This is a genomic window from Streptococcus sp. HMSC034B05, assembly GCF_001809055.1.
Taxonomy (GTDB): Bacteria; Bacillota; Bacilli; order Lactobacillales; family Streptococcaceae; genus Streptococcus; species Streptococcus constellatus.
The window spans coordinates 32,417-52,666 of the sequence record NZ_KV795612.1 but is presented as its reverse complement, the minus strand read 5'-3'; the positions used below and the strand labels follow the sequence as shown (position 1 = coordinate 52,666).

Below are 20,250 nucleotides of genomic sequence, written 5' to 3'. Positions count from 1 at the left end.
GCCGTATACCAAATAATATCATCTTGACCATTGATACTGGACCAAGTCGGTACTTTCACTTCACGAACGCCATAAGGACTGGAAACGCCTGAGACAATCACATCAAAGGTACCAGTATCTGGATTATTGTTTTGAATGCTAATTTGTCCTTGTGGCTTAGCTAAAGAAACAACTGTTTGTGTCCCTGCTACACCAACAATTTGTCCATTATCCTGAATATAATACAAATGAACGTTATATATACCTGTTGAATATTTGTGATCCCTCACTTTAACGGTCGTCTTATAAGTTCCATTGGCTTGCTTAATCGCCGTATACCAGATAATGTCATCTTGACCATCTACATTAGACCAAGTCGGTAATTTTACCTCGCGAACACCATCTGGGCTGGAAACACCTGAGACAATCACATCAAAGGTTCCTGCATTCGGATTATTATTCGTAATTGTCAAAGTACCTTTAGGACGAGCCATCGAAACAGTTGTCGTTGTTCCAGTCACTCCTACTAACTGACCATCATGTTGAACATAATATAGATGAATATTATATTCACCTGTGGATCGTTTATGATCAGTTGCTTTAACAGTCACCTTATAAGTTCCATCAGATTGTCTAGCAGCTGTATACCAAATAATATCGTCCTGACCATTGACACTGGACCAAATTGGCACTTTCACTTCACGAACGCCATAAGGTGCACCGACATTTGAGACAATCACATCAAAGGTACCAGTATCAGGATTATTATTTTTAATAGTAATTTTCCCTTGTGGTTTAGCAATGGAAACATTGGTTTTTGTTCCAGTCACACCCACCAGTTTACCATTATTTTGGATATAATATAGATGAATATTATACTCACCAACAGACCTTTTATGATCACTTGCTTTAACGGTAACTTTATAGGTTCCATTGGCTTGCTTGGTCGCCGTATACCAAATAATATCATCTTGACCATTGACACTGGACCAAATTGGCACTTTCACTTCACGAACGCCATAAGGTGCACCGACATTTGAGACAATCACATCAAAGGTTCCTGTTTCAGGATTATTATTGGCAATAGTAATCGTTCCGGATAAAGCATTTTTTGCAATAGGTGCATTACCAGTAAAACGTCCAGTATAATCCACGCTTTGATCAAACACGTGGCGGCCAGGTAGCAACTCAGCTTGCGAAGTAAACTGCCAAGCCCCTGCTTCACTATTATATTTCAATGTTTTTGCATCATCAGCACTTAATTTTGAAGTTGGATATTGCGCTACCCAGAAATTCTCTAAACCAAATCTCTCTGTTTGGATTGGTCCTTTCGTTCTGAGATTGTTTCGATCAAGCCAACTTGCACTTGTATAGTACATCAAATTGGAAAAACCCATACGCCGCATTTCATCCGCCCAAGCTTGAGTGCTTGTATTGATATTCGAAAGCATATCGGAATCTTCAATATCATTTACCATAACAGTTGATGACGGAAGATTTAATCTCCTTGCTTCCTCTGCAAAATAGCGCGCTTCTGCCCTTGCTTCTGCTTCATTAGTATAGTGAGAAAAAGCATAAGCTGATACTTGCATACCCGCAGCTTGTGCATTTTGTGCTTGAGAAATTGCATAAGGATTTTTATAGCTCGTTCCTTCTGTTAGTTTAACAACAGCGCCACTTATTCCTTTTTCAGCTAAGCGCTGATAATCTTCTTTGCTGATGTAACCATTATGACTACTGACATCTACAAAAGTTGATTTTTTCACTTGTGCATCAGTATTACTCCTAGCTGTTGCTTGATTATTTTGCGCAGCAAAAAAAGTTGATTTATTGTCTTTTTTAGTTTCATTTGCAACTACTGGATTTTCTTTCACAACTGATTTTTCTTTAGACGCTTTAGCATCAGTTAAAGCAGTCGAGGAATCAGTTACTTCATTTTCAGATGAAGAAGATGAAGTTACTTGATTTACTGGAGATGTATGAGTAGCTTCTTTTGTTTGGAATTTAGGTGAAGAATCAGCTTCTTGTTTATTGAGCTCTACTGTTGTTTCTGAAGTAGAAGCTTTTACGGATTCAGCGGCAAAAACTTGATGCGAACTAGCTGCAATTAAAATAGCTGTGCTTGTTAAATAAAATAAACTTTTCTTTCTCACTTTTGTTCTCCATTTTAAAATCAGCCTGCTATAAAAGTCTAGCAAGCTGATCACTTTTTATAAGAATTATTTCACAAAGTCTAATAACGCAAGGAAACTTTCTGCTTCAAGTGATGCACCACCAACAAGAGCGCCATCAACATCTGGGCAAGCCATGTATTCAGCAACATTGTTAGGTTTTACTGAGCCGCCGTATTGTACACGAACTTTATCCGCTACTGCTTGGCCAAAATCTGCTGCAACTGTGTCACGAACAACTTTACACATTTTTTGTGCGTCATCTTGGCTAGCTGATTTACCAGTACCAATAGCCCAGATTGGTTCATATGCGATAACAAGTGAAGAAACCTGTTCTTCTGATAAGCCAGCAAGAGCGGCTGAAACTTGTCCACCTACGAATTCAGCAGCTTTACCTGCTTCATAAGTTTCAAGTGTTTCACCACAACAAATAATTGGAAGCATACCATTTGCAAAGATTGCTTTTGCTTTTTTATTGATATCTTCATCTGTCTCATGAAAGTATTCACGACGTTCTGAGTGACCAATTACAACATAATCTGTGCCCATTTCAGCCAACACTTTAGGGCTGTTTTCACCAGTGAAAGCACCAGCATCTTCAAAATAGCAGTTTTCTGCGGCAATTTTAAGATCAGAACCCTTAGCAGCTGCAAGAACTGTTGACAAGTCAAGGGCTGGAGCTGCGATACCAGCTTCAACAAGTTCTGATGAAGGCAATTTAGAAGCTACTGCTTCAACAAATGCTTTAGCTTCTTCTGGATTTTTGTTCATTTTCCAGTTACCAGCGATAAATGGTTTACGTGACATTTCACATACCTCTTCTTTTTTTATTTACATCTATCATTTTACCATAATTTAATAGAGAAATAAAGACTGAGTCTAATGAAATCATAAAAAAGAAAGCCCCGCAATAGCGGAGCTCGTTTGTCTGACTTTAATTGTTCATCTGGGAACTTAACTGAATTAAGCTTCGATTTCTGTAACCATACCTGAACCTACAGTACGTCCACCTTCACGGATAGAGAATGTAGTTCCTTGTTCTACGGCAATTGGGTGGATCAACTCAACATCAATTGTTACGTTATCACCAGGCATTACCATTTCAGTACCTGCAGGAAGTTCGATTGAACCTGTAACGTCTGTAGTACGGAAGTAGAATTGAGGACGGTAGTTGTTGAAGAATGGAGTATGACGTCCACCTTCTTCTTTAGTAAGGATGTAAACTTCACCTTTGAATTTAGTGTGTGGATGAATTGAACCTGGTTTAGCAAGAACTTGTCCACGTTCGATTTCGTCACGTTGGATACCACGAAGAAGAACCCCTACGTTATCTCCAGCAAGACCTTCGTCCAATTGTTTACGGAACATTTCAACACCAGTAACAACTGCTTTTTGGATTTCGTCACGAATACCAACAATTTCAACTTCATCATTGACTTTAACAGTACCACGGTCGATACGTCCTGAAGCAACAGTACCACGTCCAGTGATTGAGAATACATCTTCGACTGGAAGAAGAAGTGGTTTGTCAGTGTCACGTTCTGGTTCTGGAATGTATTCATCAACAGTATCCATCAATTCCATGATGATGTCTTCATATTTTTCATCACCTTCAAGAGCTTTAAGAGCTGAACCTTGGATAACTGGGATTTCATCACCTGGGAAATCGTATTCTGAAAGAAGGTCACGGATTTCCATTTCAACCAATTCAAGCAATTCTTCATCGTCAACCAAGTCAACTTTGTTCATGAAGACGATAAGGTATTTAACACCTACTTGACGTGAAAGAAGGATATGTTCACGAGTTTGAGGCATTGGTCCATCAGTTGAAGCTACTACAAGGATAGCTCCGTCCATTTGAGCAGCACCAGTAATCATGTTTTTAACGTAGTCCGCGTGTCCTGGAGCATCGATGTGAGCATAGTGACGTTTAGCAGTTTCATACTCAACGTGTGCAGTGTTGATAGTGATTCCGCGTTCGCGTTCTTCTGGAGCAGCATCAATAGATGAATAATCTTTTGGTTGGTTAACTGAACTTGGAAGACGACGTGCAAGTACAGTCGTGATAGCTGCAGTTAGGGTAGTTTTACCATGGTCAACGTGTCCGATTGTACCGATGTTAACGTGTGGTTTACTACGATCGTATTTTTCTTTTGCCATTTGAGTAAAAGCCTCCAATAAAATATATTTTATAGATAGACAGTAGGCAATACAGTCTAACTTTCCTTACTATTTTATCAAATTTTCTTCAAATTGCAAGTGTTTTACGCCTTTTTTATCAATTTATTCTTTGTCCAACTTGTAGTATGGTTGATTTGGTATAGAAGCTCCAATGCTTGATGCATAAATCCACTCCTTACCTTCCAACTGTGCAAAATTTTCAGCTTTTCCTGTTAGGATAACGCCTGAGAATTCTAATTTTTCTAAGTCTTCTTTCTTAGACAAGTCTAGCTTACCAAATTTTTTCAAGTAGTTTTTAATGTCATCTGACGGAATTACATTATTGTAGGTACTTTTTCCAATGTCAGTCGCAATATATTTTTTTAAATTAACCAAGAATCCATCTACATCTTTCATTTGGGCAAGTCTGTTACTCAGTCTCTCTCCTTCTTTGAGATTTTTAATAGCTTCTTCTGCTTCCTTTTTGTGAACATATTCTTTTTTCGTTAGATAATCTGGACTCGTGCCGTATAGATTACTTGGTTGCCACCAACTTGGATCACCTGTTGAATTTGTACCAATCCAATACCAATTGGTTTTAAGATTCTTAGGAATCATTGCTCGAATTTCTTTTAAACTATATGGTTTATCAAAAGTCAGTGCTACCTCTACTAATTGATTTTGCATATCTTTTACGTAAGGAAGCTCTTTAGTTGGTTCATGGACAGATTCTCCTTTCTCCTCTTTCACATTTTTATTGTAGAATTGTGGCACTTTTTGGTTATTTTCTATTTGAATAGTTGCCCCAGATTCTGTATATCTGCCAGAATTTGCATGAAAATGGATTCCTCGATTGATATTAAAAATTCCAAAATCTGCCTTATATTCACCATAGTCGAGTGGAATTCCATAAATATCTTTAGCTTGTCTACCTTTAATACCACCATGGAGCATGTCCCCACCATTAGCAGACCAGGTATAAGTTTCAATATTAGGAAAGGCAACGCTTTCAACTAGTTGTACCTCATTGACTACCTTCCAAGCTTGGTTGCTGATGAGTTTTCCCGTAATCATACGAGCACCAATATATATTCCAAAAAATACTACCACTACTGTTGTTGACCAGAGAATGATTCGCTTTCTATTTCTCTTTTTGTTTTTCTTTGCAACGATTTCAAAAGTTTCCATGATAATATCCTTTCTTTTCCAAAACCTGTCGAAGTTTATTTCGACTGCGCATGAGCTGAACCTTGACCTTGCTGTTAGAATAATGAAGCACTTCTGCTATTTCGCCTGTTGAGAACCCTTGAAAATAATAAAGATCCAACATGATTTTATCCCGCATTGGCAACTTTTCCACCTCCTCCATGAGAAAGTCGTAGTCTGATCCTTCAACAATCAATTGATTTCCCTTTGTAAAAAAATCTCGTCTCAGGATTTCCATATAATGCTTATCACGCCGGTATTTATCAATATAACGGCGAATAGACACACGATACATCCAAGCTCGCATTTTTTCAGCAGGGATGACAAAATCAGACTCTAGCATTTTGATAAAAACATCTTGAACAACATCTTCTGCTTGCTCTTTTGGAACGCCTGAGCCTTGCAGATAATAGACGATTTCTTTCGCAAAGGCAATCAAGACTTTTTCATAATCATCTAATTTGATATTCTCATCCCCCTTCCTTCACTAGTATAACGAATCGAAAGCGTTTCCGGTTACAAAAATATAAAAAAATCGGACTATTTCCGATTTTTTATTCTTCATCAGCCTGAATTTCTCAGTCCAGTCGCAATTCCATTGATTGTGACGTGAATCAATCTTTCTTCGTCAGGAGATAACTCCCCACGGCGTTGGCGTTTGATGAGTTCTAGCTGAATATAATTCAAGATATTAAAATAACGCATGCGGTAATCCAAACTATCTCGCAAGTATGGATTTTCCTCTAACAGTTCATCATAATCTTCAATAGCAAGAATGACATTCTTGGTCAACTGCCACTCATCTAAGATTGTGTAATAGATTTCTTGAACTTTTTCATCTTCGCATAGTTTTGCATATTCAAAGGCGATATTCATATTTGACTTAGACAGCACCATGTCCACATTGGACAAAAGCGATTGGAAGAAAGGCCAGTTTTTATACATCTTTCTTAAAAAAGCTAGATTTTCTTTTGGATTTTCATCAATAAATTCTTTAAAGCTGGATCCAACACCATACCAACCAGGAAACATCACTCGACTTTGGGACCATGAAAAGACCCACGGAATGGCACGCAAGCCACCTATTTCGGTAATTGTCTTACGCGCAGCCGGTCTTGAACCAATATTAAAACTAGAAATAGCTTTAATCGGGCTTGATTCAAAGAAATAATCATAAAAATGCTCATTGCCAAAAACCAGGTCACGATAAATTTGATAACTCCGTTTTACTACTTGATCCATAATATATTCATAACGATTTGAAGTGTTGGTATCACTTTTTTTCTTAGTAATCATACGGTTAATCGTTGCCGAAACCAGCATTTCTAAATTGTAATAAGCAGCGTCTTTATTTCCGTATTTATTGCCAATAACTTCTCCTTGCTCTGTCAGGCGAATTCGGTCATTGATACTGCGGAGAGGTTGAGCGGTGATAGCTTCATAAGTAGGTCCACCACCACGACCGACCGTTCCACCACGACCATGAAAGAATGTAATCTTCACACCAAATTCATCTCCGATAGCGGTCAATTGCTGTTGAGCTTTATAGAGAGTCCAGCAGGATGACAAGTAACCACCGTCTTTATTGCTATCCGAATAACCAAGCATGATTTCTTGATAGTTATTATTGGAGGCGATCCATTTCTGAGCAATTGGAAGAGATAAATATTTCTTCATCGTATCATAAGAATTATCCAAATCCTCAATCGTTTCAAAGAGTGGCACGATCTGCACACGCGCAAATTCCCTATCAATAAGACCAACTTCTTTATGCATAACCGCCAACTCTAAAAGGTCAGACACACTTGTTGCATGAGAAATAATGGTTTGCTTAATGACAGCATCCCCTAGCTTGTCTTTCAACTCACGTGCTGTCTGAAAAATTTCTAATTCTTTTTGTAAAAGATCTGATTTTTTAGCGTGTGTTGCAGAAAGAATCCGTGGATCATAGAGAAGTTCATTCAGCAGAACATGACATTTTTCGTCCTCAGAAAGCTCGCTGTAATTCTCCACAATTCCTGCACTTGCTAACAACTCCGCAACGCAGGCTTCATGAACACTGGAATCTTGACGCATATCGATAGAAGCAAGGTAAAAACCAAATACTTCTACCGCTTGCAATAATTCAGTAAATTCGCCAGAAATCATTGCTTCGCTTTTATTTTCAAGAAGAGATTGTTTAATCGCTAACAAATCATGTTTAAATTCTTCAATTTTGTGGTAATGAGGTTCTGTCTTTATCTGATCAATAAAGTAAGCCTTTGTATTCTTTAATTTTGTTTGAATATAGTATAAAGCGCGACGATACAATTCTTTTTCGCGGTAAATAGAATTATCCTCTGATAAATAAGCCATTTCTTGTACCGCTTCACTGACTTTTACGATACCAGTTGACAAAGAAAACTCACGATATAGGTTAGCAACTTTTGTATCGTAATAATTCATAATCACTTCGCATTGTGTCAAAGCTGATTTTTTAAGCGTTTCAGATGTAACATACGGATTCCCATCTCGGTCGCCACCAATCCACATTCCCATTGTAATAGGGGTTGGATTTTTTAAGTCAATTCCATGTTTTTTGGCTAGACGCTTGTATTCTTCTGTTAGATTGGTCACTGCCTGTAAGAAAGAACTGTTGTAGTATTCCATCACATTAGTGATTTCATTCGTCACTTTTAATTTTTTCTCACGAATCATATCCGTGCGCATGATAATTTCTATATATCGCCGAAGATCATTATGCCATTTTTCTTCATTGAGCAAGCCCATTCGCACATCACGGTATTTACGTAACAAGACATGAATGTGATTGGTTAAATCCAACATAGTCGTCCGTTGCACTTGAGTTGGGTGAGCTGTTAAAACAGGTACAACATTTAAATGCTCTAAAATTTCAGCAGCATTTTCCTTTTCAGCAACTAAATCAATCGTTGTGGATAATTTTCCGAGATAATCTTGACCAACATTGTTTTGATAGTTAATCTCAAAAGCTAAATCAACGTCTTCTGAAATATTGATCAAAAGAGGCAAGATAGAAAAATAACGTGAAATATAGGACATTTCCTTGTTCGACAGATTCTGAACAATTTCATTTAATCCTTCGTAATTTCCAACTGTTGCCAATTCTTTTAAAGCGATGATTTTTTCAAAGGTTTCAGGACTTAACATATTTTGTGTAACTTCTTCCAGTAAGTCCGTCAAAATCGTAACTTCTTCTTGGATGACTTCCTTATTATTGTAATTTTCTAATTTTTGAAGTGACATGATCTACACCTTTCAGTAAGCTTTTGCACAATCTCAAGTTAGCGAACAACTCTTAAACCGTGATTGGTTTCTTCTATTTCCCTATACAAACTTTCTCGTTTTTCATTGGCATCAATATTTAACACAAAAGCAATTGCAACAGATAATACCAACAGGCTATTTCCACCTTGTGACAAGAATGGGAAGGTCACACCAGTCGATGGAATCAAACCTGAAATTCCCCCAATATTGACAAAGGTTTGCGTCAGTAACATTCCACCAACACCAAGAGCCATCATAGAATTGAAAGGATCTTTCGCTCGTATTCCCACCAGAATGATCCGTAGAATAAGGAAAAACAAGAGGGCTAAAATCAAGCTAGCGCCAATAAAGCCAAATTCTTCAATAACAATGGAAAAAACGAAATCTGTCTGTGCTTCTGGCAAATATCCGCGTTTCTCAATAGAGTTTCCCAATCCTAAGCCAAACCAACCGCCATTACTCATAGCATAATAGGAATTAGCTAGCTGGTGACCTGCACCTGACAGATCCTTAAATGGATTAAAAAAGGCACTAAATCGTTTTGCTACATACCCAAACACAGGAACCTTAGCGACTTTTTCCACACCAATGAGCCAAATACTGGTTAAAACAACTGTAGAAAGAGTGACCAGCACTCCGAGAAGAGTTGAAAACCAACGATAACCAATCCCACTAACCGTTACCATAATCATGGTCGTCAGCAAAAGAATGGTCGCATTTCCTAAATCAGGCAAGGCAGCCACGATTCCGATTAGCACGATAGCAAGAATGCGCCAATCGTTCAGTGCACGCGGAATCAGTTGATTTCGTGTCAAAGCCTGATAGTCATAAGTTGCGATTTCATCTTGCTGATGAGAAAAACGCAGCGCTAGGAACCAAACCAGAATGATTTTTAAATATTCAGCTGGCTGAATGCTAAAACCACCAAAACGTAACCAACCGTGTGCTCCATTGATTCGTGCACCAAGGACACGTGATAAAATTAAGAGCAAGATTTCCACAAAAATAACAATGACAATCAATCGATTGTTTTTCAAGAAATCTAACTTTATTTTATAAATTAAAGCAATAGCAAGCAAACTGATTATCCAAAAAATTCCTTGATTTAAAACAGATCTGAGAGAATTGGCTCCTACCTGTACTAGAGTAGCACTTGACGTCGAATAAACAACTATCAGTCCTAAAATAGATAAAATCAAATAAGGAATCAAAATGGAATAATTCAGTAGGTGGCGTTTATCAATTTTCATAGTTCACCTATTATTTTAAAATTTTCACCGAACATTATACCATTTTTCAGGGTAAAATAAAAGTATTTAACGAACGGCGTTTTCGAAATCCTTTTGTTATCTAGGCTAAACTTTAACTAAAAAAAGAACAAGGCTATGAAATTTACTGTCACATTTTGAGCTTGAAAAAGTATTTATACACAAATAGCTTGATCGTACTCAATAAACCGCTTTCTTTAATATTTCAATTTGATGACAAATACTTATTTTCTACTAATTTATTTTGCTTTTTATCTGACTTTACGTTAAAATAAATTTATATGAGAAAGAGGATTAAACCGCTTGTTGTCTTTGTCTTTTTTGTGAGCTTTATTACGATTATTTTAGGAGCGAAGCATTATTCAGAAAGCAAGGAAACTAAACAGCAAAAGGCTGCCATTGAGCAATCATCCACTATCACTCCAAAACAAGCTGATATTTCTGATTCTAACAAGGAAGATAAGACCTACAAACCGATTATTGACCTGTCAGGTTGGCAACTACCAAGTGATATCGATTATGATCAATTAGCGAAAAATATCTCTGGCGCCATTATACGCGTGCATAGCGGAGCACAAGCAAAAAAAGAAAATGCTGCTACACATCTAAATGGGATTGACAAGTCCTATCAACGACATATCGAAGAATTTCAAAAGCGAAATATCCCTGTCGCTGTTTACGCTTATGTTGCTGGTAGCAGTAAGAAAGAAATGCAAAAAGCTGCCGAAAGTTTTTATAAGGCTGCTTCAAAATACAAACCGACTTACTACTGGCTAGATGTTGAAGAAAAAACTATGGAGGACATGAATGCTGGCGTTGAAGCTTTTCGTGCTAAGTTAGCATCATTAGGTGCTAAAAATATTGGGATTTATGTCGGAACCTATTTTCTTGAAGAACATAGTATTTCCACCAAAAAATTTACAGCGATTTGGATTCCAACTTATGGCTACAATGACGGTTATTACAACGCAGCTCCTAAGACAGACTTGAAATACGATTTACATCAATACACATCACAAGGTTCAATTAGTGGTTTTGCACATGATGTCGATCTCAATCAACTGTCTCCTTTAAAAAATCAGACAAAAACGTTTAAAAAATTATTTGGTAATAGAAAACAATGACTCTGTAATGGTTTTCAGTAAAAACTTTACAGAGTTTTTCTGTTCTTCTACTCCATTTATCACTACTTTCTTGTTTCTAAATATGATATAATAACTAGCATAGAAAAGTTTAGGGAGTAATGGATGATTTCTTGGTTGATAAGAATTTTAAAGGGAATTATCATCGCGCTAGGATTTATTCTCCCCGGGGTATCTGGTGGAGTTTTAGCTGCTATTTTGGGAATTTACGAGCGGATGATTTATTTTTTAGCGCATATAAGGGAAAATTTTCGGGATAATGTGCTTTATTTTTTACCTGTTGGCATTGGAACGGTTTTAGGAATTGCACTATTTTCCCTGCCGGTTGAATATTTACTAGAGCATTATAAAATCATTGTTTTATGGGGATTTGCAGGTGCGATTATTGGTACGATTCCAAGTTTGCTAAACGAATCTGTCAGAGAATCTGATCGCGATCGAACCGATGTTATTTGGTTCCTTACTACCTTTCTCATTTCTGGTATTTGCCTATATTTTCTCAATAGTTTCGTTGGAACTTTACCTGCAAATTTCTTGACATTTATTTTAGCTGGTGCGCTAATTGCACTAGGAATTCTCGTTCCAGGCTTAAGTCCTTCAAATTTACTTTTAATTTTGGGACTCTATTCTCCTATGCTGATCGGTTTCAAATCTTTAGATATTTTAGGAACTTTTTTACCAATCGGAATCGGCGGTCTTCTCGCACTTGTGATTTTTTCAAAATCTATGCATTATGCTTTAGAAAATTATCATTCTCGAGTATATCATTTTATCATTGGGATTGTCTTGTCGAGTACCATTCTCATCTTGGTACCAAATCCTGGGAACAGTGAAAGTATTCATTATGCTAATACTTCTATCATCACGTTAGTTACTGCTGCCTTCTTCTTTGGTTTGGGAACTTGGCTGGGTGCTTGGATGAGCCAATTGGAGGAAAAGTATAAATAATGGCTAAAAAAACAAAAATCAAGAAAACCTTGGTTGAACAAATCTTGACGAAAGCTAAAGTCAACCACAAAGGGCTTCAAATTAATGCTTTAGAAGGAGAATTACCTGAAGAAATAGATCGTTCACAGATTTATAAGACATTAGCCCTAACAGGTGATAAAACAGGTGTTATCATTGGGATCTTGCCCATTACAGAACATCTTTCAGAAAAGAAACTAGCCAAACTATCTGGTAACAAAAAAGTAAGTATGATCCCACAGAAAGATTTGGAAAAAACAACTGGTTATATTCATGGTGCAAATAATCCTGTCGGCATTCGACAAAAGCATCATTTTCCTATTTTTATTGATTATTCAGCATTAACACGCAAGACTATTATCGTCTCAGCTGGAGAATTGGGACACAGTATTGAAATTAACGCAAAGGATTTAGCTGATTTTGTTGAGGCAGACTTTGCAGATTTAAAAGAAAACTAATATACCATTCAGAAAGGGAACTGCATGAAACTCTACTTCGTTCGACACGGAAAAACTCAATGGAATTTGGAAGGGCGATTTCAAGGAGCTAATGGTGACTCACCACTACTTGAAACTTCTATCAAAGAACTACACTTGCTTGGAAAACATCTGTCTCACATCAAATTTGATAAGATTTTTTCAAGTGATTTACCACGCGCAATGGCAACCGCACAGATTATCTGTAGTGAAAATCAATATTCATCAGTTGTTGAACCACATACAGAGCTACGCGAGTGGCAACTTGGCTCCCTAGAAGGACAGAAAATTTCCACCATTACTGCTATCTACCCACATCAAATGAAAGCCTTTCGACACAACTTAGCCAAATTCAACAACTCAATCTTTGGCGCAGAATCGGTCTACCATACAACACGACGGACAATCGGCTTTATCAAATCACAAAATAATAATTCTTATGAAAATCTTCTTTTTGTCGGTCACGGAGCTAATCTAACTGCTTCTTTACGCTTGTTATTAGGGTACGACTTTGCTCAACTTCGTCAGCAGGGAGGCCTTGCCAATGGAAGTGTCACTGTTCTTGAAACACAAGATTTTGGACATTTTACACTTCTTGATTGGAACAATGTTGACCACTTAGAAACAATTGAAACTGTGAGCGTATAAAATCACGGTTTTTCTTTATTTATAGATGAATTTCTGCCTTATTTATGATAGAATGAGGAAGGTAAACTTTAGGAGGAAGAATATGACTACTGAACATATTGAAGAATTAAATGACCAGCAACTGATTCGTCGTGAAAAAATGACTGCTTTAGCAGAACAAGGTATTGACCCTTTTGGTAAACGTTTTGAACGTACTGCAGATTCTGCCCAATTAAAAGAAAAATATAGTGATAAAACAAAAGAAGAACTACATGAATTAGCGGAAACTGCTACCATTGCAGGACGACTTATGACCAAGCGCGGGAAAGGCAAAGTTGGTTTTGCTCATATCCAAGACCGTGAAGGTCAAATCCAAATCTATGTCAGAAAAGATACTGTTGGTGAAGAAAATTATCAAATTTTTAAAAAAGCGGATATTGGCGACTTCCTTGGTATCGAAGGTGAGGTTATGCGCACAGATATGGGAGAGCTGTCAATCAAAGCAACTCACATCACACATCTCTCTAAAGCACTTCGTCCATTACCAGAAAAATTCCATGGACTAACAGACGTTGAAACGATTTATCGTAAGCGTTATTTGGATTTAATTTCCAATCGGGAAAGCTTTGAACGCTTCGTAACTCGCAGTCGTATCGTTTCAGAAATCCGCCGTTATCTTGATAACCAAGGATTCCTTGAAGTTGAAACACCCGTTTTACATAATGAAGCTGGTGGTGCTGCTGCTCGTCCATTTATTACTCATCACAATGCACAAAATATTGATATGGTACTTCGTATCGCAACTGAATTGCACTTAAAACGTCTGATTGTTGGTGGTATGGAACGTGTTTATGAAATGGGACGCATTTTCCGTAACGAAGGAATGGATGCCACTCACAATCCTGAATTCACTACGATTGAAGCTTATCAAGCTTATGCGGATTTTGAGGACATCATGGACTTGACAGAAGGGATTATCCAAAGTGCAGCTAAAGCTGTTACAGATGCCGAAAGCGTCCCTTATCAAGGTACTGAAATCTTTATCGGTCGCAAATTTGCACGCAAGCATATGCTAGAAGCCATTAAAGAGCAGACGGGTATTGATTTCTGGAAAGAAATGACTCTCGAAGAGGCCACTGCACTAGCTAAGGAACATCATGTAACGGTTGAAAAGCATTTTACAGTCGGTCATATTATCAATGCTTTCTTTGAAGATTTTGTTGAGGATACCTTGATTCAGCCTACATTTATCTATGGGCATCCAGTTGAAGTCTCACCTCTTGCTAAGAAAAATGCAGATGATCCACGCTTTACCGACCGCTTTGAACTCTTTATCGTTGGGCGTGAATTTGCCAATGCCTTTACCGAGTTGAACGATCCAATTGATCAATTATCTCGTTTTGAAGCACAGGCCCAAGCTAAAGAACTCGGAGATGATGAAGCGACTGGTATCGACTACGACTATGTAGAAGCTCTTGAATACGGTATGCCACCAACTGGTGGCCTTGGAATTGGAATTGACCGCTTAATTATGCTGTTGACAGATGTCACTTCTATTCGTGACGTATTGCTTTTCCCTACGATGAAATAATGCGTCTCAGAAACGCCGTCATATCAACGTTTCCAGAGGGTAAATGGTACAACTTACCAAAAATTTACCACAACTCATACAAACAGTTATAAGAATTAATAACGACTTATAGCTTCTCTTGGATTATTTCAAGGGAAGTTTTTTTAGTTTCTGGATAGCAAAAAAAGACAGCAGAAATTCTACTGTCATTTATGTGTTTCCGAAAAATAAGTGTTTTTTTCAGAAATATATTTTTTTGATCCAATATAACGAATTAGTTAACTTTCACTGTTCGATGCCGCCCTAACAATCTAGCTATATAATTAAGCTGTTTTAGTAAAGTCAATTAGTTGAATTCACTAGCAGTATTACCACTCACCCAAAAATACCTATTTACTTCATTTTGGAGGTTAAAATGACAAAGAAACAAAAAACTTATAAATCATTAAAACATGCAAAAAAGTACGCATATAAACTTTTTTTATCAGGTGCAAGAGATATACAAATTTGGGAAATCCCTAAAAACAGAACATTAATTTATATAATTTTATGGGATGAATAGATAGTTCAATCCTCATTTTTATCTAAGAAGAGGTTCTCAATTCTTGTTCTTTCATTGAGAAAATATTGGTTTGCTAAATCACGAAATTCTTCAGATTTTCGTACTTTTTCAGCAATTTCTTTTTCTTTCTCAGGTGCTAGTCTTGGTATTGGAATGGTGGAAACAAAATCGGGAGTAATATGGTCAACCACAGATGCATATATTCCTTTCTCTAGCAATACTTTACCAATATTTTCAGTAGCTAAATATGCATATACATAATATGGGTCAATAATATCATCATCGACAATAACACGAATTACGTGTTCTGTAACCATACTACCTGCTATACTATCTGTTACCATAACTACCCGACCAGTTGAGCCCGACCTTGTAATCAATATCCAATCTTTTTTAACAAAATGGTTCCTTGCAGGTTTATAATTGTAGGGCTGATATTTTATATCAAAGGGTCTAATTTGAAGAATCTGAGTTCCAGAATAGAAGGGAACTGCATTTTCGTTAGACCCATCAATATAGTTTCTCTTATGACGACCAGGGTAAAAGATTCCACCATCAACAACTAAATCTCCTAATCTAACAATATCCTCAACCACTTCCCCATTGGATTCCTCGATATCTTTTGCAATATCATTTTTATTTGGGTCCCAGTACCATGCATCAATACGTCTACTTGAATCATTCAGGATAGACTCAAAATCAACAATAAAACTACTTGCCCCCTCATTACTAGAACTGCTTAAGTGACCTGTTTTTTCAAATTCTTTATATTTCTCCAAAATATCAGGCAAGTCATTCCAAATCACTTTTTCTCCGTTTTCATCTAAAAGATTTTTACCTGAGGCATCTTTTTTATATAAAGGGAGACCTCTTCTATCATGTCCAACCGCTTCTGACACTGCCATAAATATTGGATAATTTTGGGGAATAGACTTTACTTTTTTGAGGAATATTAAAGATGTTTTTGTACCTGTATGAGGCTGAAAAGCTTCCCTTGGCAGATCAATTATTGCTGTAATTTGAACTTTTTTTAATAACCAATTTCTAAATTCAACAGACTCTTCCTTGGCTCCTGATAAATTTTGTTTGGGTAAAACAATTACCATTCTTCCACCATCATTATCGTCTGTTGCTTCTTTAAGGTAAGAAATATCGCGTTCTACAAACAACTTATCTGGATCTTGCCCCTCTAATATTTCTTCAGTAACTTCTCCATCAATAATTTTATGACCTAGTTCATAGGTTGCTAGAACTTCCCTCCTAGTATCTTTAATTTGGGTTCCAAATGGAGGATTAGTTGTAATAACATCTACCGTTCCCTCTGAAATTCTTTCACGAAATCCCTTCGGAATGTTTTCAAATCTATCAAGCGAATCCATGTTAAAAATATTCCGACTAGCTTCCCCCATTATTGCCATATATGATTTAGAGATTCTATACAGTAATGGGTCAATATCTGAACCAAAAACATATTTACTAGAATAATCTTTTAGTAAACTCCTCTTTCTTTCTGTTGAAAATCCTCTGTTTTTATAGAGCTGTTCAATTTGCTTTCTAATATTTTCAAGTGCAACAGATAGGAACCCAGCAGAACCACACGCTGTATCTAGAATTATTTCATTTTTTAAATAATTTGGCTGGATAACTTCAATAGCAAATCGAACAATTTCTCTTGGAGTAAAAAACTGACCACTTTCTCCCTTTAAAGCAGAGGGAAGTAACATTTCGTAAGCATCACCCAAAGCATCTGTATCGGTTTCTTCATCTGTCAATGAAATACCTTGTAAAACCGAAACGATATATGCAATAGAATCATTATCATATTCTAGCTTTTCATCCTTAAACATTGCTCCATATTCCGGGTCAGATATTAGCTTGGAGTATAGATTATCAATTCTAGAACGTATTAATTTCTTTCCACTTGAAGTACTCAATTCATTCGGTGTTGCTCGAAACTCACATAATTCATCTGGAGATAATTCATCTATAATTTTGCAGAATAATAACTTAATTATTTCAACTGCAATGTTTTCCTCTCTCTTAATCGGACCATTTCCGTATAAATAAAAGTATAACCTTTCAAAGGTAAGTTTAAGTGCTTTAGCAGGTTTTAGGTCTTGTTTTCTATACTTACCAATTGTATCAGCATTTTCCCCATATCTAGGTAGAGTTGGAATGAGTTGAAAATGAGTCGGTGATTTTGCCATATCACGATAGTGGTAAAACGGTCCCTTGCTACTTTTTTCCATTCCCCCATACCAAACGCTATATGGTGCAGTTGTTGCTGTAACATAAGATATAGCTTGTAAATCATATGCTTTTTTAGGTGTTTCGATTTCAATCACAATATAAGCATTTTCTTGAACATGATTTTTATCATTGTACACAACAATATCTGCTTTTTCAGCTTTTCGATTGGAGCCCCTTTGAATCGTCACTTCAATATCTATGTGTTCTTTAGGATATCCCAACTCGTCTATTAATATATGTTCAAATTCTTGTCTATATTTTTCCTCTGGGTTGTTTTTGATAATTTTTCCAGTAGCGTAGTCCCTTAATTCTTCCATTATTTCTGAACTACCAATCTTTAAATTACTTGCCATTAGATACTTCCTTCGTTTTTCTTTTTTTCTTATTATATCACAACTCACCTAATCATCAGCAAACCTTTCGACCAAACTCTCCAAATTCTCTAAATTTCTCATACTCGTTTCACACTTCTAAATCAACTATGTCAGTTTTTATCTCTCAATTATGTTTTCTTTTCATGTTTAGGACTTGCTTTAGTTATATAAATGCTTACTATACTCAAACTTCCTCACTCCTACTTCTGTCTTACTGAACTCAACTGTAAAATAAAAATAGTGGTCTCGCCCATCCTTACTGTGATGCTTGCTGAGTTTGAAATAGTTCTTCTGTCCCATCGCCATTGCTCTGAGGATATCATCTGTGAGGGTTGTTAGTGGTTCTCCTAGTGCTGAATAGCGATAGAAATCCTCTTCAAACTTGAGATAAGAATCAGAAAAATAGTCTATTTGTAACTTGCCCTCATAAATTTCTTTCCTACTCAAAATCTGTCTCCTCCGTCATATTGATGGATAAAATATCCTTTACTTGAAGCAGCTGGTATTTGTCAGCTGTTTTTATTGTGATTTCCTTTGAGCTAATTTTAGTCACTCTTCCAAAGTAGGTGTTCCTAACATTTTTACCTTTCATAACAAACATGCCTTGAAGTTGCGAAGCGTAGAGTTGACCAATCAGGACTAACTTCTCCATATCGGTTAAATCGGACGTCATATCAATCCTATTTCTATCATCGTCTAGTGACGTGGTATGTTCGGATAGGAAAAAGCCCATCCACTTCATCATACCTCTGTCCTGATAATCTCTAGCTGCTTGAAAAGGGAGATAGCTTCTATCAATCATCTTAGTCCATCTAATCCACCAGCAGAATGACCACCTATCAATTTGCTCCTCTCTATACTTCGTGAGGCTTCCAATAATGAATTAGCCTTCTGAATATAAGTAAAGCCAAATTTTTCTCGGATAGAATCAATCGCTGTTTGGAGCCTTTCTTCTTTCTCAATTTGTTCAATATCATCAAAAAGTGAAATGAGCTGCAAAGGCTCATCCACAAAGTTTGAGTAAGTCACCGCAACACTTCTGACAGCACCTAGTTCATACTTCTTCCTGAAAAGACTGAGGACATGGTCAGTCAATACTCGTGTGCTATTTGTCGGATCTACTTTCATTTGGGCTTGAAGGTGTCGCTTACCTTCAAACCTTGAAAATCCGATATAAATTGACACCGTACAGCATTTCTTATGAGCTCGTCTCAACCGAATGGCTACTTGCTCCGCCATTTCCCGAAGGACAAGTTCAATATTCGCCCGTCTATAATAATCTCTTGGTAAGACCTGAGAATTTCCAAGACCGTGTGATTTGGGTTTGTATGGCTTATGGACATCACTTTCATCAATACCATTGGCGTGATAAAAGAGCTCTACACCCACTACTCCAAATTCCTTTTTAAGCAAGTCAGCATCAAAGTTGGCAAGCTCTTTGATAGAGTAAATACCTAGTTTATTCAATCGCTTTTCTGTACGCTCCCCGATGCCCCAAAAGTCTGTCAGATTTGGAATGTTCCAGACCTTTTCTTCAACGTTCTCATAAGACCAATTAGCCCTCATGGTCGGTGTCTTCTTAGCCTCATTATCCAGCGCTAGCTTTGCCAAAAGTGGGTTGCTATTAGACATGCCTAACGTTGAGTAAACACCTGTCTTTCGGTAAATGTCACGCTGAATTCGAGCAGCTATCATATCCAACTTGTCCTTACGACTGATATTCTCATCAGGTACAAAGTATTTTAGCGACGATGTGAGGTCAATAAATCCCTCATCAATAGAATAAGGGAGGATGTCATCTGGGCTGGCGTAGTTTTGGAAAATATGTTGGATTTCCATATTCTTCTCAATATACAAGTCCATGCGAGGCGGAACAATATGAGTAATCCTTGCCCATTCTTCGATGAATCGGACATAATCAAGTGTAATTGGCTGACCTTGCCTACGTGCTACGTAATAGTTGAACTTCCTGGTCTTGATATCAAAAGGCAAGTCATAGGAACGGCTAACGTTGTTCTTTCCAAAGACTTTCTTAAACATAGGCGAGGAAGCTAATATCAAACCGTTAGCATTCTCCGCTCTGCTCATGACACAAAGAGATGTTTTCAACGGATGCAGCCCACGCTCTACACATTCAACACTAGCATAGAAGGATTTCATATCCACAAAAGCAATATCACTTTTTGGTTCTCGTGAATAATCAAAATAGCCCAT

At 37.1% G+C, this 20,250-nt stretch carries 17 protein-coding genes; 6 read left to right on the top strand and 11 right to left on the bottom strand.

All coding sequences use genetic code 11. The features are described from left to right. From HMPREF2542_RS05560 to ftsW, 7 genes are all read right to left on the bottom strand, one after another. The coding region (locus HMPREF2542_RS05560; protein WP_070484569.1) for a GBS Bsp-like repeat-containing protein at positions 1-2,132 on the bottom strand (2,132 nt) is incomplete at its 3' end. A gap of 66 nt (positions 2,133-2,198) precedes the next feature. Next, complete coding sequence (gene tpiA, locus HMPREF2542_RS05555) at positions 2,199-2,957, bottom strand: triose-phosphate isomerase (protein ID WP_003042344.1); 759 nt, start codon at positions 2,955-2,957, stop codon at positions 2,199-2,201. A gap of 156 nt (positions 2,958-3,113) precedes the next feature. Continuing rightward, the gene (gene tuf / locus HMPREF2542_RS05550; protein ID WP_003023932.1) at positions 3,114-4,310 is read right to left on the bottom strand and encodes an elongation factor Tu; all 1,197 of its coding nucleotides are present in this window, start codon (positions 4,308-4,310) and stop codon (positions 3,114-3,116) included. Between the two features lie 123 nt (positions 4,311-4,433). Beyond that, positions 4,434-5,498: an anti sigma factor C-terminal domain-containing protein gene (locus HMPREF2542_RS05545; protein ID WP_070484486.1), complete on the bottom strand. Its 1,065-nt coding sequence runs from the start codon at positions 5,496-5,498 to the stop codon at positions 4,434-4,436. Continuing rightward, positions 5,485-5,955: an RNA polymerase sigma factor gene (locus HMPREF2542_RS05540; protein WP_058669685.1), complete on the bottom strand. Its 471-nt coding sequence runs from the start codon at positions 5,953-5,955 to the stop codon at positions 5,485-5,487. The genes HMPREF2542_RS05545 and HMPREF2542_RS05540 overlap by 14 nt, the downstream gene beginning before the upstream one ends. 125 nt (positions 5,956-6,080) lie before the next feature. Beyond that, the gene (ppc, locus tag HMPREF2542_RS05535) at positions 6,081-8,780 is read right to left on the bottom strand and encodes a phosphoenolpyruvate carboxylase (RefSeq protein WP_058669686.1); all 2,700 of its coding nucleotides are present in this window, start codon (positions 8,778-8,780) and stop codon (positions 6,081-6,083) included. A 38-nt stretch (positions 8,781-8,818) separates the two neighbouring features. Then, complete coding sequence (gene ftsW, locus HMPREF2542_RS05530; RefSeq protein ID WP_020997950.1) at positions 8,819-10,051, bottom strand: cell division peptidoglycan polymerase FtsW; 1,233 nt, start codon at positions 10,049-10,051, stop codon at positions 8,819-8,821. A gap of 299 nt (positions 10,052-10,350) precedes the next feature. Between ftsW and HMPREF2542_RS05525 the strand changes: the two genes are divergently transcribed. The 6 genes from HMPREF2542_RS05525 (at position 10,351) to HMPREF2542_RS09920 (ending at position 15,412) form a co-directional block, all read left to right on the top strand. Beyond that, the gene (locus tag HMPREF2542_RS05525) at positions 10,351-11,193 is read left to right on the top strand and encodes a glycoside hydrolase family 25 protein (RefSeq protein ID WP_003068529.1); all 843 of its coding nucleotides are present in this window, start codon (positions 10,351-10,353) and stop codon (positions 11,191-11,193) included. 123 nt (positions 11,194-11,316) lie between these two features. Then, on the top strand, positions 11,317-12,159 hold the full coding sequence (locus HMPREF2542_RS05520; RefSeq protein WP_049480500.1) for a DUF368 domain-containing protein: 843 nt from the start codon (positions 11,317-11,319) through the stop codon (positions 12,157-12,159). Further along, positions 12,159-12,635 carry an aminoacyl-tRNA deacylase gene (locus HMPREF2542_RS05515; protein WP_049476769.1) on the top strand — a complete coding sequence of 159 codons (477 nt, stop codon included), beginning with the start codon at positions 12,159-12,161 and terminating at the stop codon, positions 12,633-12,635. Before HMPREF2542_RS05520 ends, HMPREF2542_RS05515 begins: the two co-directional genes overlap by 1 nt. A 24-nt stretch (positions 12,636-12,659) precedes the next feature. Further along, a complete protein-coding gene (locus HMPREF2542_RS05510; RefSeq protein ID WP_058669687.1) occupies positions 12,660-13,301 on the top strand; it encodes a histidine phosphatase family protein in 642 nt (213 codons plus the stop codon). 82 nt (positions 13,302-13,383) lie between these two features. Further along, positions 13,384-14,871, top strand: coding sequence for a lysine--tRNA ligase (lysS, locus tag HMPREF2542_RS05505; RefSeq protein WP_003068521.1), 1,488 nt, complete (start codon positions 13,384-13,386; stop codon positions 14,869-14,871). 394 nt (positions 14,872-15,265) lie between these two features. Continuing rightward, a complete protein-coding gene (locus tag HMPREF2542_RS09920) occupies positions 15,266-15,412 on the top strand; it encodes a hypothetical protein (protein WP_181877609.1) in 147 nt (48 codons plus the stop codon). Between the two features lie 5 nt (positions 15,413-15,417). On the opposite strand, the gene HMPREF2542_RS05500 is transcribed toward HMPREF2542_RS09920, so the two are convergent. From HMPREF2542_RS05500 to HMPREF2542_RS05485, 4 genes are all read right to left on the bottom strand, one after another. Further along, positions 15,418-18,015, bottom strand: coding sequence for an N-6 DNA methylase (locus HMPREF2542_RS05500; RefSeq protein ID WP_058669688.1), 2,598 nt, complete (start codon positions 18,013-18,015; stop codon positions 15,418-15,420). 180 nt (positions 18,016-18,195) lie between these two features. Next, the gene (locus tag HMPREF2542_RS05495) at positions 18,196-18,483 is read right to left on the bottom strand and encodes a DUF5960 family protein (RefSeq protein ID WP_058669689.1); all 288 of its coding nucleotides are present in this window, start codon (positions 18,481-18,483) and stop codon (positions 18,196-18,198) included. Continuing rightward, positions 18,476-18,838, bottom strand: a complete 363-nt coding sequence (locus HMPREF2542_RS05490) for a hypothetical protein (RefSeq protein ID WP_058669690.1) — start codon at positions 18,836-18,838, stop codon at positions 18,476-18,478. Before HMPREF2542_RS05490 ends, HMPREF2542_RS05495 begins: the two co-directional genes overlap by 8 nt. After that, positions 18,835-20,250 (bottom strand): Y-family DNA polymerase, encoded by a 1,416-nt coding sequence (locus tag HMPREF2542_RS05485; protein ID WP_058669691.1) that lies wholly within the window; start codon positions 20,248-20,250, stop codon positions 18,835-18,837. Before HMPREF2542_RS05485 ends, HMPREF2542_RS05490 begins: the two co-directional genes overlap by 4 nt.